This is a genomic window from Halomonas sp. HP20-15 (assembly GCF_033446685.1).
GTDB lineage: Bacteria > Pseudomonadota > Gammaproteobacteria > Pseudomonadales > Halomonadaceae > Modicisalibacter.
This window is the reverse complement of sequence record NZ_JAWQLY010000008.1, coordinates 61,607-77,834: the sequence shown is the minus strand read 5'-3', so window position 1 is coordinate 77,834 and position 16,228 is coordinate 61,607. Positions and strand designations below refer to the sequence as shown.

Below are 16,228 nucleotides of genomic sequence, written 5' to 3'. Positions count from 1 at the left end.
CGGCTGGACGTTCATGCGGACTCGACGAAGCGTGCGATGGCCCGATCGAGACGCGCCATGCCCTCGTCGATGTCGGCCTCGGGGATCACCAGCGACGGCGCCATGCGCAGCACGTTGGGCCCGGCGATCAGCGCCATCACGCCCTCCTCGATGGCCAGCGGCAGGATGTCCTTGGCGCGACCCTCGTACTCGGGCGCCATCTGCGCGCCGATCAACAGGCCCATGCCGCGCACGTCCTGGAACACGCCGTACTTCGAGTTGAGCTTGTCGAGATGCTCGCGGAAGCGCTCGTGACGCTGCTGGACGCCCTCCAGCACTTCCGGGGTGTCGATGTATTCGAGTGCCGCCAGCGCCACCGCCGAGCCCAGCGCATTGCCGCCGTAGGTGGAGCCGTGGGTGCCCAGCTTGAGGACCGGGGCAATGCGATCGGTGGTCAGCATCGCGCCGACCGGGAAGCCGCCGCCCAGCGACTTGGCGCTGGTCAGGATGTCGGGCGTCACGCCGTAGCGCATGTAGGCGAACAGCGTGCCCGGACGGCCCATGCCCGACTGCACCTCGTCGAAGATCAGCAACGCCTGGTGCTCGTCGCACAGCGCGCGCAGGCCTTCGAGGAATTCTTGGGTGGCCGGGACGATGCCGCCCTCGCCCTGCAGCGGCTCGACGATCACCGCGCAGGTATCGGCGTCGATCAGTTCGCGCACGCTGTCGAGATTGTTGAACTCACCGTGGACGATGCCGCCGGGCACCGGCCCGAAGCCCTGCGAGTACTTGGGCTGGCCGCCGACACTGACGGTGAACAGGGTGCGCCCGTGGAACGACTGGCGGAACGAGACGATCTTGGCCTTGCGCTCGCCGTGGGTGTCGTGGCCCCAGCGCCGCGCCAGCTTGAGCGCGGCCTCGTTGGCCTCGCCGCCGGAGGAGCACAGATAGACCTTGTCGGCGAAGGTGCGCTCGGTCAGCGCACGGGCCAGCTTGAGCGCCGGCTCGTTGGTGTAGACGTTGGACAGGTGCCAGAGCTTGTCGGCCTGGGCCTTGAGCGCCTCGACCAGCACCGGATGACAATGGCCCAGCGAATTGACCGCGATACCCCCGGCGAAATCGACGTACTCGCGCCCCTCCTGGTCCCACAGGCGGCTGCCCTCGCCGCGCACCGGGATTCTCTGCTGCGGCGCGTAGTTGGGCACCATGTAACGGTCGAAGTCGGCGCGGGTCGGGGTGTCGGTCATGGGATTCTCCATCCGGTGGCAGTGATCGATTCATCGGGAATCGCTGGATAAATCGCCGAACGGCGCAAGACGACCGCGCGTACCGGCGTTTATGCAGAACTCATTCGAGTATAAGGAGCGCGCGCCATTCGGGCTTACAGCAATGGGACGGCGAATTATGAAAAGCGGCGGCCACGGTCTATATAAGGCTGGTTGTGCGTGACCGACGCCACACGAGTCCACGCGCATCACTACACATCAGATACCACAGCGGATCGTTGCGCTGTGGTGTCCGCTCAGATCAATCCAACCCATGGCACGCCGAGATGATCGTACGCAGCTGGCTGGCCAGTGAATGATGGTCTCGCAACGGATCACGTGGGTCGACAAGGTCGGTCTTCCATGGGCTCGATGGTGCCGCTGCGATCGAGGGCTTCGCACAACAAGTAACATGCCGAATCACGGCTTGTGGCGTGGCCACTCAGCTGATCGCTGCTACTGCCATTGCAGGAGAAAGTCTAAGGAGGATACGCTTTCAACCATGGCGAATGGTCGCATGGAGCCTGTTATTACCATCACTGACTGATCAAAATAGAGAATGTCATTCGTCTTCTTCTTTTCCAGGCCCCTCTTGTGAGTCACCCGGGATATAGGCAACGCCATCTCCAACTTTGCCACTCGGCTCAGCTACCCAATATGGACATTATAATGCTGTTTCCCTCATTATGGATTAAATAGTAAGGCAATTTCATTGGTTGACGACGATTTGACAAAAAAAGCAGATGCAACACCTCGAGCTTCTGCATTGATAGAGAGCTTGAGAGATATAGGGTATACACTGGCCACCGCGCTCGCTGACGTCGTCGACAACTCCATAACTGCAGGTGCATCCGCTGTGCACGTTTATGCAGACACCCTTACTGACGATCCATCGATTGCCATTATCGACAACGGCGGCGGCATGGATAAGGAGGAGTTAATCGAGGCGTTGCGCCTAGGCAGTAGGAACCCACTTGAGGCAAGGGCGTCATCTGACCTTGGGCGGTTTGGTCTCGGCCTCAAGAGTGCCAGCTTTTCTCAATGCCGGAGGTTGACCGTCCTGTCGCGGCGCAATGGCGTGTTGGCAGGTGCGAGATGGGACCTGGACGAGGTTGCTGAGACGGACCGCTGGGAGATATCGCTGATCAATGACGCCAGCCATATTCCTCAAGCTGACTTTTTGAGTGGCGACGGAACCTTGGTTCTTTGGGAGAAGCTTGATCGGGTTGATGGTGGTTATCGGCATGATGCTCACAAACGTGCCCAGAACATCAATCATGCGTTGTCGGGCGCGGAGAGGCATCTGCGAATTGTCTTTCACCGCTTTATGGAGCGAGGCGGTAAAGGCAAGCTTTCGATCTCCATCAACGATCGCGTCCTGAATCCGATCGACCCGTTCGCAAGTAAACATCCGGCAACCCAGGTTGACCCCGAAGAAACATTGTCTCTCGCGCATGGTGTCGTGCGTATTCGCAGCTTCACCGTTCCCCACCACAAGGCCCTGCACCGGGACGAGTGGGATGAGCTCGGTGGTCCCGAAGGGCACCTCAGATCACAGGGATTCTACATCTACCGGGGTGACCGCCTGATTATAAGCGGCAGCTGGCTCGGCCTCGCGCGGCAGACCGAGCTGACAAAGCTGTGCCGTATTCGGGTGGACATCCCGAACACGATGGATGCTGACTGGAAAATCGACGTCAAGAAGGCGTCCGCCCAGTTGCCACCGGCCGTGCGTGAGCGGCTCAAGAAAATCATCGAACGCTTTGTCCAGACATCCAAGCGGACCTACAGAAGGCGGGGGCAGAAGCTTACGGACGAGACCCGAGTGCCGATGTGGAAACGGGTACTGAAAGATGGGGCGATCGTATATCAGCCGAACACCGACCATCCAGCCCTTGTCGAGTTCGAGGAGCGCCTTCCTGAAGCCCAGCGGCGGGAATTCAGGAACTGCATCTTGCTTGTCGGCGCAGGCCTGCCGATGGACTCATTACACGCTGACATGCTGGGTCATGCCGAAACCGTCAAGGTGTCAGATGCCGAGGTGGATGCGCTGGAGCAGGCCCTGCACTCGATGGTTCCCCATCTTCTCGAGCAGGGCATCTCGAAGGCAGGCGTGAGTACCATGCTGAAGACTACAGACATGTTCCGCAACGAGTGGGAGCGGGTTGAGCCCGTGCTTGCCAGAATTCTCCAACAGAGAGACTCGGAATGACGAACCAGCTCGACACGCTTGACAACATGGTATCCCAAGGGCTCGCGGACAGCGCTCGACGGACACCGGAGGGGATCAGAGAACTTATCGGCTCATTACGCCAGGCGCCGCTGATCTTCAAGGATGTTACCGATGATGACGCCGAATTTCTGGCTCGCGAGATCGAGGAACGAATTGGCGTCAGCATGGGGCTCGGATCAGTAGTGGACTCTGAAGACTTTGAACAGTGGCTCGAATCCGTCCGACCGGAAATCGAAAGCGGCTCAGACCCTTGGTACTACTGGACCCGCTACAAGAAGCTGCTGTTCAAGAAAAAGCTACCCCAGGACGTCATTTACGGGACAGATCAAGTGACGGATACGATCCTAGGGCGACTTGGGAACCCTCACGACAAGCGGACCTGGGATCGCAAGGGTATGGTCGTAGGGCACGTCCAGAGCGGAAAGACAGCCAATTATACGGGGCTAGCCTGCAAGGCCGCCGACGTCGGCTACCGGTTGATCATCGTGATCGCCGGGCTTCACAACAATCTGCGCAACCAGACGCAAGGCCGGATCGACGAGGGCTTCATCGGGCGCGACACCAGCCGCCTTGCCCAAATGGGCACTCGTGAAAGGCCCAAGCTGATCGGGGTTGCCGAGTTCGATGACAGATTCACGCCAGTCAGTCTCACCAACACGATCCGGGATTTCAACAAGGCCACCGCGACTTCGAACACGAGCCAGATCGCTTCCTACGCGGTCCCTGTGGTACTCGTAATCAAGAAGAACATGCATACCCTGCGCAACCTGACCGAATGGCTGCGAGAGCACAGTGCGAACCACTCGTCCGAAATGGTCGACCAGCCGATGCTGCTGATCGATGACGAGGCGGACAACGCATCCATCAATGTAAAATACGGGAAGAACGAGGTCTCCCGGATCAACGGGCAGATCCGGGAACTGCTCGGCCTTTTCCGCCGGAGCTGCTATGTAGGCTACACCGCGACCCCGTTCGCGAACATCTTCATCGACCCCGAACAGGATGAGGAGATGGAGGCGGAAGATCTTTTCCCTCGGGATTTCATCATCGGTCTCGATGCTCCGGGCAACTATTTCGGGCCTCGCAAGGTGTTCCTCGACGGCATGCCTGACGAGGAAGAACCGCTCTATCTTCGCAACATCATCGACAACGAGGATGTGCTGCCGATCCGACACAAGAAAGACGATGAACTCGTTTCGGTCCCCTCCAGCATGATCGAGGCACTCCGTGCATTTCTTGTCGCGCGGACTATCCGCGACTTACGGGGGCAGCGCCATCAGCATGCCTCGATGCTGGTCAACGCAAGCCGTTTCACCCGCATACAGGGTCTGATCCGCAATAGACTTCAGGAAGTGCTCGACACGATACGAGATTCCATCCGCGTTAACGCATCTCTGGGTGAGAGGGGCATTCGGGATCCTGAGATTGCAGCGTTGCGCGATATATGGGCCGCCGAGTTCTATGAAGCATGGTCGGACTGGAGCGAGATCCAGGCGCAGATGCTCAACTCGATAGGTGCCGCGAAGGTCGTCGAGGTAAACAGTCGGGTCAATGACCTCGACTACTCCGCGGCGGGTGAGCGCGGGCTGAGCGTGATCGCGGTCGGGGGCTTCTCGCTGTCGCGAGGCCTCACCCTCGAAGGGCTGACCGTCTCCTACTTCCTGCGCAACTCGATGATGTATGACACTCTCATGCAGATGGGGCGCTGGTTTGGCTACCGAGGTAACTATGAGGATCTGTGCCGGATCTGGATGCCGCCTCAGGCGACCGCCTGGTACGCCCATATCGCCGAGGCCACCGAGGAACTTCATGAGGAGCTCCGGCGCATGCAGAGAGATAGGGCGACGCCCCTGCAATTCGGGCTGGCGGTACGAAGCCACCCTTCGTCCCTTCTGGTCACAGCGCGAAACAAGCTTGGGTCAGGCGAGAAACATGTGAGAATCGGCCTTTCGAATGGTTATGTCGAGACGTACAAGCTTAGCAATGTTCCTGATGTTCTCGAGGGCAACATGAGCGCGGCTCGAGACTTTGTGACCGCTCTGCGTGAAGATGGTCATGAACCGGGTGATGCCAAACTTGAGAAAGGTGGCTATCTTCTGCGAGGCATCGATGTTGCCCACGTCGATGACTTTCTGCTGCGGTTCCGGAATGCACGGGAATGTGTCGGAACGACCATCGACCCGCTACGAAGATATATCGATCAGCGAGCCCATGACGAACTGGGCAAATGGGATGTTTTCTTCGCTAGCGTGAGTGAAAACGAAGAAACTAGCGATGTCCTTGGTTGGCCGATCGGTCCCGCGCGGCGAAGTATAGGGCCGGACAAGCTCGAGGACGGCATATTGGCGATCAGTGGTCAACGTGCGCGGGTTGCCTCGAGAGGAGTTGAAAAGATTGGTGTCGCTCCAGAAAATGTAGCCCTTGCTGAGGCTGACTTTATGTCGGCTCATCGTCTGGAGAAATCCGGCAAGATAAATTTCCCAGACTATATTTATCGGCGAGTACGCAAGAGGCCACTATTGGTGCTTTTCCTGCTTTCAGTGAGACTGCCCGAAAAGACCGAGGCCCGCGAGAGATTTGAGCGCCTCCTGCCGAAGGAACCGGTTGTTGCATTCGGGATCAGCTTTCCCGTCTCATCGCGCCCGGATGAGAAGGTGGAGTATGTCATGAATACCACCATGCTCCGTGAGCTATTCGGTGAGGAAGACCTCGATGAGGATGCGGAGATGGAAGATGTCTGAAGTACATCCTTGGGATGGTCTAGGATTTGATGAGGCTCGTCGGGTCGACAAGCGAGGGCGCCACGATTTTTTCTGGGCCGTTGTCGAAAACGACAGGGTGGCGCTCGCTCTCGCGCTGCCGGACGGTACCGAGAGGGTCCTGCCCCTTCCGAAGATCAAGAGCCTCGATATCAGATATCGTAAACTCGGTGCGCGAGACGCGCTGCTCGTGGCGCTCTGCGATCCGGAGCAGGTCGATCTTTTCGCTAACCTCTGCATGGACATCGTCTCGGCAGGTGAGCAAGGAGAAACGCCGCTCGATGCCTTGGATCGCACCGTGCGGCGTACCCTGCGATGGCACCATCTGCTGCGGGGCGGCTCTTCGGAACGCTTGAGTATCGAGGAACAGAGAGGTCTGGTCGGGGAGCTTCAGGTACTCCAGCTCCTTTGCGCAGAGATCGGGGCAGAAGCGGCGATCGAAGCTTGGCGTGGCCCCGAAGATGGAGTGAAGGACTTCGAACTTTATGGTATGTGCATGGAGGTGAAGGCACGCCGAGGCGCAGCAAGGCCACAGGTCCAGATTTCATCCTCTGATCAACTCGCTGATGTAGCGGGCGCCGATGTTTTCCTGCTGGTTTATGACGTCGATGCCGCAATCAAACCCGAGGGAATGACTCTCTCGGATCATGTCCAGGTCGTCGAGGACACCTTTCGGTCCGCGACCTTGGACGCCTATGGCACTTGGGAGCGGCTTCTAAATGCGTCCGGATTCGACTGGGCGCACGATTATAGCGATAGGCGTTGGAGCGTCGGCAAGCGCGCTGCGTTTCGCGTCGAGGATGGATTTCCTCGCATCCCCTCGCCCGTGCCCATGGGCGTTCACAATGTGAAGTATGCGATCGCAATTGATGCCTGCGCTACGTTCACGGTCGAGGATGACATGCTTTTGGCAGCAATCGAGAAAACACAATCCGCTATTAATAAAGATAAGATTTGATACATGTCGGAACTCGAAGAATTTCACAGAGAACTTATCGCCGACATCCAGGGTGAAGCGGATGTTGGCGGGACCTACACAACGGAGGCCTTCTTCGAGAAGATGGGCGACATTCTGACCGAAGCAGGTGAACTGGATGGCGCGGATTACGCGTATTTCGAGGGAAACGGACATAAAAATGTTGCACTTCAGGTGGACGGCTACGGGGGCGATCCACGCGACGCTCAGAGTATTCTGAGCTTGGTAATCTGCGATTTCCAGGTTACGGAAGATGTACGCATTTTCTATGCAGATGACCTGAAGCCAAAGTTCAATCGTTTGATCGGTTTTGTTCGACATGCGCTCAGTGAGGATTTCCGGGAAAAACTTGAGGAAACCAGCTCAGGGTTCATGCTTGCTGATCTCATTGCAACGACGTGGCCCAGCATTACAAAAATCAAGCTGATCGTGATCACAAACGCGGAAAAACGGGCAAAAGCGGACGGCCTTCCAGCGGGGGCGGTGGAAGGAAAACCTGTTACATACAGCGTTTGGGACTTAGCGCGGATTGAAAAATTTATTCGTTCTGGTCAAACCCGGGAAGATCTTCAGATCAACTTCGAGAACGATTTCGGTGGCGCCATCCCAGTTCTTGGGGCGTCGATGGGAAACGCGGCGCTAGAGAGTTACATGGCAATCATTCGTGGCAGCCAGCTGGGAGACATCTACGAGAAATGGGGAACGCGCCTTCTGGAGGCGAACGTGCGCAGCTTCCTACAGGCGCGTGGAAAGGTTAATCAAGGCATCCGGAATACGCTCGAAGATCAGCCAGAGATGTTCTTCGCCTACAATAATGGCATCACGGCAACCGCTGATGACGTAGAAATTCGGCAGACGGAAAATGGCCCGGTCCTTGTCTCCGCTAATAATTTGCAGATCGTGAATGGGGGACAAACCACAGCGTCGATACACTCCGCGAGAAAACAACGTCCCAAGAGGCCTAAGGCGCGCCTCGACGAAGTCTATGTTCAGATGAAACTGAATATCGTGCCACCTGAGGCAGCAGAAGAAGTCATCCCGAATATATCGCTCTATGCAAATAGTCAGAATAAGGTGAACGATGCTGATCTGGCATCGAATCATCCGTTTCAGATGCGACTGCAGGAGTTTTCTCGACGAATCCTTGCGCCAAAAAGCGAAAGTGCATACCAAGAAACAAAATGGTTCTACGAAAGGGCGCGAGGGCAATATCCGGACGAGCGGGCTCGGCGTACCGACGCCGAACGCAAGAAATTCGATCTCGAGTATCCTCGCTCGCAGTATTTCAACAAGACGGATTTGGCAAAGTTCGAGAACTCATGGTCCGGGTTACCATATATAGTCAGCGCAGGCGCGCAAAAGAACTTCGTCGCTTTTCAAAAGGAAATTGCCAAAGAGTGGAAAAAGTCTGATAAACGCTTTGACGAGACATGGTTCAAGCGGATGATCGCAAAGGCGATCATATTCCGCCGCCTCGAAAAGACAGTACCGCAGCAGCCTTGGTATGAAGGTGGCTACAGGGCGAATATCGTCACCTACTCCATGGCCAAGCTGGCCTACGACATCGAAGAACAGGACAAGTTTGTCGACCTAGACAGAATCTGGCGTCAGCAGTCTGTTCCGGAACCTGTGGAGCGCGCGCTCCTCCATGCGGCTGAAGGCGCCCATGACGTCATCACTCACCCTCCGGAAGGGGTTAGGAACATGAGTGAGTGGGCCAAGAAGCAGGCCTGCTGGGCCCAAGTGCAACAGCGGAAGACAGGATATCCATCAGAGTTAAAAAAGTATCTTGCAACACCTGGCGAAGCCGCGTCCGTGGTTTATGAGGAACGTAGGGAGCAATCTGAAATTTCAGAGGTTAATACCTATATATTTGTGGTTGAGTGCGGTGGCTTGTACTGGAAGAAGGCGCTTGAGTGGGGGATGAAATATAAGCTTCTTACACCAATAGAAGCAGGGGTTCTGGAAAAGTGTAGCAAGATCCCCAACTCCCTTCCATCCGAGAGGCAGTGCACTATGGCTATGAAAGCTCTTGAAAAATTGAAAATTGATGGCTTCAAAATAGGTGTTCAGAGCGATACTGGGTAATCAGCCAGCTGGTGTTCTGGAGGCGCAAACTCCTGAACCTGATTTTGGTCCGCAGGATTCCCAAGCAGGCCTGTATCAAGCCTGCATGGCTTTTGTTTGCATCTGCTCGAGCTGCAAAACCTCCATTACCTTCTCGGCGATCTTCCTCGCCAACATTGGAGGCACCGCATTGCCTACCTGTACGTATTGCTCGGTGCGATTGCCCTCAAAGTAGTAGTCATCCGGAAAGGTCTGCAGGCGTGCCGCCTCGCGAACGGTGAGGCTGCGACATTGGAAGGGATCATAGTGGATGAAGTAGTGACCATCCTTGGATATGTGGCTCGTGATCGTCTTCGAAGGCTGCCCAGAAAGTACAACCTTGAATCGATCGGCGAACTTCCCTGTCGTCCAGTTTGCATGCTTTGGTGCCAGGGAATCGAGATAGATCTCCTTTGAACCCAGGGGCGAACGTCCCATGATATTGGCAAAGGTTGCACAATAGAGGTACCTGGCCAGATCTTCTTCCATGTGGCTCCGAGCATAGTGGTTATACCATAACCCTTTCTCGTTCCGGTTGTGGTCGCCGTGATACCACTGTTCAAGCTCGGAGGTAGGAGCGACAGGTCTAGGTTTAGCCAAGGGTTCGTGTTGCCGCTTTAGCCCCTCTCTTGGCTCTCTTGCTATCTCGAGAAGCTCTTCAGCGATTGCTGTTCTGTCTTGTTCCTGAAGGTGTTCGCTTTTGTGTATGAGCAGATCATTCGCCACCCTGGCTGCCACCCGCTTGATACTGCCATACCATGCGTCGTCGCTGTCGTTGCGACTTAGTCCACTTCTGAGGGGTGGCAGATCTGCCAATACATCTCTGACGGTGACCTTATCCTTGTTCTCGGTCCTCGCCATATGCAATTGTCGTGCCATGGCCGGAGCTCCGGCACGAGAAACGATGTCGTTTCTTACTCCCACCAGAATGACACGGTGCCTGGCTTGGGGAATGCCATGATCTTCTGCCTTGACAATGAACATGTCATATTTCTCTTCATCAAGGGGGACGGGTGTGAACAGGCCATATTCCAAGGGGAAATAAACACTTTCATCCTCAATCGAGAAAATGGTGTACCCGTCCTCTCTTTCCGCCATGGCAGCGGGTCCCTTCTGTCCGGTTGCCGTAGTGGGGTCATGAAGGTCCTCGAGGATCTGGCCGAAGATCCTCTTCTCGCCAACCCGAGACGTCAGCATTCCCCTGACATTTTCCATGACAAAGACGGCAGGACGGTGTCTTGCGATCACATCCAAGTACTCGCGATACAGGAAATGCCGATTATCCTCTTCTGCTCGGTAGCCCTTGACGCCTAGATTACGGACGCGCCCCACCACGGAATACGCCTGGCAGGGCGGTCCTCCGATAAGCACCCAGTCACTATCATCTCTAAGGGAAGCCTGTAGTCGAGCCTCCAATGCATTGTTGCCCTCCCCGGTACCCAGTTCGAGTTGCATCGCTTCCTGCTGAGCCTCCTTCCACAGGTGTTGGACATCTTCGCGTTTCGATGGATGCTCACCGCCTTGCAGGTAGTCAAAGTAGGCTGAAGTGCCATGGTCACTGTCTTGCAGAAGCCGATAGAACGCGCGAAGTGTCAGGGTGCGGTGGGCTGCAGCATCCTTCTCGATCGACACGAGCGTCCTGAAATGACGACTGCCGTCAGTTCTCCTTAGAGAGTTGAACCCTTCTCCGAGCCCCCCGGGGCCCGCGAAGAGGTCAACCACTTGAATCTGCTTCGTCATCAATGCAAACCTGAGCTTACGATCATAGTAGTGGGAAAAATCATGGCCGATGTCGTCGATCGCTCGACTCGATCACGCATGATGCGGGGCATTAAAGGGCGAGACACCCAGCCCGAAGTCCTTCTGCGCAAGCATCTTCACTCTATTGGGTATCGGTATCGCCTTCATCGCAAGGACCTTCCCGGCTCTCCGGACCTGATACTCCCGCGTCACAGGCTGGCCATTTTCGTGCATGGCTGTTTCTGGCACCGCCATGCGGGCTGCCTTTACACGACGACCCCGAAGACGCGTCAGGCGTTCTGGGAGGAGAAATTCCTCGGCAACGTTCGTCGAGACAACAGTGCCTATGTGGAGCTTGAGCAAATGGGGTGGCGTGTCCTTGTGGTGTGGGAGTGTGGTTTCAAGCACTGCAAGGATTCCTTATCCGACATCCCTCGAATGATCGAAGTAGCCAACCAGTACCAGGAGTGGCCAGCCATGCCCCCGAGGATACGATTTCCCGATGTTTGACCTTGCCTTTTTGCTACTAATGGCTATTGGCACTCCGCAGCCGCTGTCTCGATTATGATACCAGGTTGTTCACAGCCATGCAGGTTTACAATAAACCGCAACCATCAGCTATTGTCGGACTGCAAAGCCTTGAGTTCATATGGAAATAGCGAAAGCAACTAGATCAAGGAGAGCTTCATGCAGATCGATCTGACCGGCAAGCATGCCATCGTCAGCGGTTCCACCGCCGGCATCGGCTTCGCCATCGCTCGCGGCCTGGCCCAGGCCGGCGCCGAGGTGACCGTGACCGGGCGCACCCAGGCGCGCGTCGATGCCGCGATCGCCGCCATCAAGCAGGCGGTGCCCAATGCCGGCGTATCCGGTGTGGCCGCCGACCTGGGCAGCGCCGAGGGCTGCCAGGCATTGATCGAGGCCCATCCCGAGACCGATATCCTGATCAACAACGTCGGCATCTTCGGCCCGCAGGACTTCTTCGACATCGACGACGCCACCTGGCAGCAGTTCTTCGACGTCAATGTGATGAGCGCGGTACGCCTGTCGCGGCATTACGCCCAGGGCATGAAGCAGCGCGATTGGGGACGCATCCAGTTCATCTCCAGCGAATCGGCGCTCAACATCCCCAGCGAGATGGTCCACTACGGCATGACCAAGAGCGCCGTCCAGTCGATCTCGCGCGGGCTGGCCAAGGTGCTCAGCGGCACCAACGTCACCGTCAACGCCATTCTGCCGGGGCCGACCCGCTCGGAAGGCGTGCTCGACATGATCGAGCAGGCCGCCGAGCAGGAAGGTATCTCCCCGGCCGAGATGGAAGCGCGCTTCGTCAGCGACAATCGTCCCTCGTCGATCATCCAGCGCCTGGCCACCCCCGAGGAGGTCGCCAACATGAGCGTCTACGCCGCCTCCACGCAGGCCAGCGCCACCACAGGGGCGGCGCTGCGCGTCGAGGGCGGGATCGTCGACACCATGGCCTAGGCAGCGAAGCACCGTTGACACGCAACTAGCGCTATCATCCCCATGAGGCTCATGGAGTCGCATGCGCCATGCACCGGGGATGATCGCCATGTTCAACACTACCGCCTGGAACCGCCTGCGCTATTCGCTGTACGCCCCGGTCTACGACCTGATCGCCGATCGCGCCTTTCGTCGCGCGCGGCGGCGGGCGCTGGAAGCCGTAGACTGGACGGGTAGCCGGTGCGTGCTGATCGTCGGCGCCGGGACCGGGCTCGACCTGTGCTACCTGCCCCGCCATATCGAACTCCACGGGATCGATCTCAGCCCGGCGATGGTGACGCGCTTTCGCGCCCGCGCCGAATCGCTGGGCTTCGACTTCGTCGCCCGCGAGATGGATGCCGAGCGGCTCGACTTCCCCGACGGCCATTTCGACGTGGTGGTCATGCATCTGATCCTGGCGGTAATGCCCGATCCCCAGCAGGGACTTCGCGAAGCCTACCGAGTGCTCGCCGACGACGGCCAGCTGTGCGTGATGGACAAGTTTCAACCCGACAGCCATCTCCCGGGGCGGGGCCGTCGCGCGCTGAACGCGCTCACCAGCGCCATCGCTACCGACATCACCCGTCAGGCCGGGCCGCTGCTGAACGAAGCGGGGTTCGTCGTCGAGGAGGATCAGCCGGTAATGATGGGCACGCTGTTTCGGGCGCTGCTGGCGAGAAAAGCGCCGCCACCGTGTGCCGACGCCGGGCCGCGCGGCTAGCGACGAAGAACTAGCCCAGGCGCTCCTCGCGCGGGGTCATGCCGAAGTGGTTGCGATAGGCGGTGGAGAAATGCGCGCCGGAGGAGAAGCCGGTCTGCAGGGCGATGTCGCCGACCGCCTGGTCGGTTTCGCGCAGCAGCTTGCGGGCCTGCTGCAGGCGCAGGTCGAGATAGTAGCGGCTGGGCACCGCCTGCAGGTACTTCTTGAACAGCCGCTCGAGCTGACGTCGCGAGATGCCCAGGTGGGTGGACAGCTCGTGGGTGGTCAACGGCTCCTCGATGTTGGACTCCATCAGCGTGACGGCGTCGATCAGGCTCTGCGGGGCGTGGCCGAGGCGCGAGCGCAACGGTACGTGCTGCGGCTCGTCGCCCATGCGGATACGTTCGCAGACGAAGTGCTCGGATATCCGCTCGGCGAGCGCCTGGCCATGATGCTGGGCGATCAGCGTCATCATCATGTCCATCGCCGCGGTGCCGCCGCCGCAGGTCAGCCGATCGCGATCGATCTCGAACAGCTGCTGGCTGACGCGCACCGCCGGATGCGCCTGAACGAACGACTCGGCACTCTGCCAGGGCAGCGTGGCGCGATAGCCGTCGAGCACGCCGGCACGAGCCAGCACCTCGGTGCCCCCGGCGATACCGCCCAGCGCCACGCCGCGCCCGGCCAGCCGCGACAGCCACGCCAGCAGCGCATCGTGGGCGGCGTTGACCGCCACCGGCGCGCAGACGAACAGCATGTCGAGCTCGCCGGCATCGTCGCCGGCCACGCTGTGCGGCGTCAGCGCCAGTTCGGCGGCGCTTTTCACGGCCCGCTCGTCGAGACCGAAGGTCAACGGCGTATAGAGTCGCTCGCCGGCCAGCAGATTGGCGACATGCAGCGGCTCCAGGGCACACGCTTGGGCGAGCAGCGAGAACCCCGGCAGCAGCACGAAGCCGACCTGCCGGGAGACACCCGACGGGTTGCTCTCATGGGGCATCGTGGCGATCGAGCTCGGCGATGAAGGCGTTCGAACGCGCGATGGCGGCCTGCATGCGTTGGCGCAGCGCGGCGACGTCGCGCTCCATGCCGTCGACCTCGCCGCGCAGCGCGCCGATCGCCCGGGCGTTGAGGTTGTGCTTGAGGAACAGCATGTTGTCGCGCATCGCCGAGAGCACCGGCTGCATGCTCTCGGCGGCTTCGTGCATCGCCTCGCGCAGCGCCGCGTAGCGCTCGCGGGTCGCCTCGAGCTGTCGCTCGGAGAGCCGCCGGTATTCGTCGCTCTCGTAGAGCGAGAGTTCATCCTGCCACTCGTCGAACAGCGCCTCGGCGACATCCTCGATCGCCGCGATGCGCATCTCGAGGCGCTCGGCGGCGTTCTCGCTCTGCTCGTACTCGCTTTTCAGACGCTCGTAGGACCGCGACAATTCGCTGTCGGGCACCTCTACCACCGCGCGGAACTGCTCGAGCGCCGAGTCGAACTGCGCCTGCGCATCCTGCTGGGCGTCGCGGCCATCCTCGACGCGATCGACCAGCACATCGCGCTTGTGGATGCCGATCTCTTCCAGGGTGCCATAGTAGACGCTCTGACAGCCGGCCGCGCCGATCAGCACGCCCAGCAGCAGCGCCGCCAGCAACGTTCTCAGCACCCGGCGTCCCGCCCCATATCGCATTCGCCGAATCATGACCTCGCCTTACAGCTGCACGACGTCGTAGTCGGCGACCGGCTCGACCTCGGCGTCGTAGTCGACGTCGTCGCGCTCGAAGCCGAACAGCTTGAGGAAGTCATGCTTGTAGCCGGCGTAGTCGGTGATCTCGAACAGGTTGTCGCTGGTCACCTTCGGCCACAGCTCCTTGCAGGCCTGCTGGACGTCGTCGCGCAATTCCCAGTCGTCGAGGCGCAGGCGGCCGGCGTCGTCGGTCTCGGGGGCGGTATCGCCGTAGAGACGATCGCGGAACAGCCGGTTCAACTGATCGATGGTGCCTTCGTGCAGGCCCTGCTCCTTCATCACCTTGTAGACCATGGCGATGTACAGCGGCATCACCGGGATCGCCGCGCTGGCCTGGGTGACCACCGACTTGAGTACCGCGACATTGGCCCCGCCACCGCTCTCGGCGAGGCGCTTGTCGATCGCCCCGGCGGCGCGGTCGAGATCCTCCTTGGCCTTGCCCAGCGCACCGTGCCAGTAGATCGGCCAGGTGATCTCGGTGCCGATGTAGCTGAAGGCCACCGACTTGGCGCCCTTGGCGAGCACCCCGGCCTTGTCGAGCGCGTCGATCCACAGCTCCCAGTCCTCGCCACCCATCACCTGGATGGTGTCTTCGATCTCCTGCTCGCTGGCCGGCTCGACCTCGGCCTCGATGATGGCGTCCTTGTTGGTGTCGATGGCGGTGGCGCGGTAGGTCTCGCCGATCGGCTTGAGCGCGGAGCGCTTGAGTTCGCCACTGTCGGGCAGCTTGCGCACCGGCGAGGCCAGCGAGTAGACCACCAGGTCGATCTCGCCAAGATCCTGCTTGATCATCTCGATCGCCTTTTCACGGGTCTCGTGGGCGAAGGCGTCGCCATTGATCGCCTTGCTGTAGAGCCCTTCCTCCTTGGCGAAACGGTCGAAGGCGGCCGAGTTGTACCAGCCCGCGGTGCCCGGCTTCTTCTCGCTGCCGGGCTTTTCGAAGAACACCCCCAGGGTGCTGGCGCCGTAACCGAACGCCGCGGTGATCCGCGCCGCCAGGCCATAACCGCTCGAGGCGCCGATCACCAGCACCTTCTTCGGCCCCGCGTCGCTCTTGCGTTCGCCGAGCGCAGTGCGCGTCGCCTGGATCTGCTCGAGCACGTTCATCGCGCAGCCGGTGGGATGAGTGGTGGTGCAGATGAAACCGCGTACCTTGGGTTTGATGATCACGTCAGACCTCGACTTACATTGTGAATCTTGCTTTGAAAAGAAACGGAGCGTTCCTTGCCAGGCCCGGTTCACC

12 protein-coding genes are annotated in these 16,228 nt (G+C 59.1%); 7 read left to right on the top strand and 5 right to left on the bottom strand.

What is annotated here, in order from left to right; all coding sequences use genetic code 11:
• Window positions 1-11: 11 nt before the first annotated feature.
• Window positions 12-1,226 carry an aspartate aminotransferase family protein gene (locus R6258_RS12000; RefSeq protein ID WP_318450555.1) on the bottom strand — a complete coding sequence of 405 codons (1,215 nt, stop codon included), beginning with the start codon at window positions 1,224-1,226 and terminating at the stop codon, window positions 12-14.
• A 730-nt stretch (window positions 1,227-1,956) separates the two neighbouring features.
• Between R6258_RS12000 and R6258_RS11995 the strand changes: the two genes are divergently transcribed.
• From R6258_RS11995 to R6258_RS11980, 4 genes are read left to right on the top strand one after another with little or no spacing between them, the layout of a single operon-like run.
• Window positions 1,957-3,456 (top strand): ATP-binding protein, encoded by a 1,500-nt coding sequence (locus R6258_RS11995; RefSeq protein WP_318450553.1) that lies wholly within the window; start codon window positions 1,957-1,959, stop codon window positions 3,454-3,456.
• Window positions 3,453-6,218, top strand: a complete 2,766-nt coding sequence (locus R6258_RS11990; RefSeq protein ID WP_318450551.1) for a Z1 domain-containing protein — start codon at window positions 3,453-3,455, stop codon at window positions 6,216-6,218. The genes R6258_RS11995 and R6258_RS11990 overlap by 4 nt, the downstream gene beginning before the upstream one ends.
• Entirely contained in the window at window positions 6,211-7,194 is a 984-nt protein-coding gene (locus R6258_RS11985; RefSeq protein WP_318450549.1) for a PD-(D/E)XK motif protein, read from the top strand. Before R6258_RS11990 ends, R6258_RS11985 begins: the two co-directional genes overlap by 8 nt.
• A 3-nt stretch (window positions 7,195-7,197) precedes the next feature.
• Window positions 7,198-9,300 (top strand): AIPR family protein, encoded by a 2,103-nt coding sequence (locus tag R6258_RS11980; RefSeq protein WP_318450547.1) that lies wholly within the window; start codon window positions 7,198-7,200, stop codon window positions 9,298-9,300.
• 75 nt (window positions 9,301-9,375) lie between these two features.
• Here the strand turns inward: R6258_RS11980 and R6258_RS11975 are convergent, their stop codons facing one another.
• A complete protein-coding gene (locus tag R6258_RS11975; RefSeq protein ID WP_318450546.1) occupies window positions 9,376-11,058 on the bottom strand; it encodes a DNA cytosine methyltransferase in 1,683 nt (560 codons plus the stop codon).
• 42 nt (window positions 11,059-11,100) lie between these two features.
• On the opposite strand from R6258_RS11975, the gene R6258_RS11970 reads away from it, so the two are divergent.
• The 3 genes from R6258_RS11970 to R6258_RS11960 all read left to right on the top strand — a co-directional run bounded on the left by R6258_RS11970 (window position 11,101) and on the right by R6258_RS11960 (window position 13,279).
• Window positions 11,101-11,568 (top strand): DNA mismatch endonuclease Vsr, encoded by a 468-nt coding sequence (locus R6258_RS11970; RefSeq protein WP_318450545.1) that lies wholly within the window; start codon window positions 11,101-11,103, stop codon window positions 11,566-11,568.
• 177 nt (window positions 11,569-11,745) lie between these two features.
• Complete coding sequence (locus tag R6258_RS11965; RefSeq protein ID WP_318450543.1) at window positions 11,746-12,540, top strand: SDR family oxidoreductase; 795 nt, start codon at window positions 11,746-11,748, stop codon at window positions 12,538-12,540.
• Window positions 12,541-12,628: 88 nt separating this feature from the next.
• On the top strand, window positions 12,629-13,279 hold the full coding sequence (locus R6258_RS11960; RefSeq protein ID WP_318450783.1) for a class I SAM-dependent methyltransferase: 651 nt from the start codon (window positions 12,629-12,631) through the stop codon (window positions 13,277-13,279).
• A gap of 10 nt (window positions 13,280-13,289) precedes the next feature.
• Here the strand turns inward: R6258_RS11960 and R6258_RS11955 are convergent, their stop codons facing one another.
• Genes R6258_RS11955 through fabV form a run of 3 tightly spaced genes read right to left on the bottom strand, consistent with a single transcriptional unit; the run spans window position 13,290 to window position 16,155 of the window.
• Window positions 13,290-14,255 carry a GlxA family transcriptional regulator gene (locus R6258_RS11955; RefSeq protein ID WP_318450541.1) on the bottom strand — a complete coding sequence of 322 codons (966 nt, stop codon included), beginning with the start codon at window positions 14,253-14,255 and terminating at the stop codon, window positions 13,290-13,292.
• Window positions 14,245-14,904, bottom strand: a complete 660-nt coding sequence (locus R6258_RS11950) for a DUF2959 domain-containing protein (protein WP_318450539.1) — start codon at window positions 14,902-14,904, stop codon at window positions 14,245-14,247. The genes R6258_RS11955 and R6258_RS11950 overlap by 11 nt, the downstream gene beginning before the upstream one ends.
• Window positions 14,905-14,949: 45 nt before the next feature.
• Window positions 14,950-16,155: an enoyl-ACP reductase FabV gene (gene fabV / locus R6258_RS11945; protein ID WP_318450537.1), complete on the bottom strand. Its 1,206-nt coding sequence runs from the start codon at window positions 16,153-16,155 to the stop codon at window positions 14,950-14,952.
• Window positions 16,156-16,228: the final 73 nt, after the last annotated feature.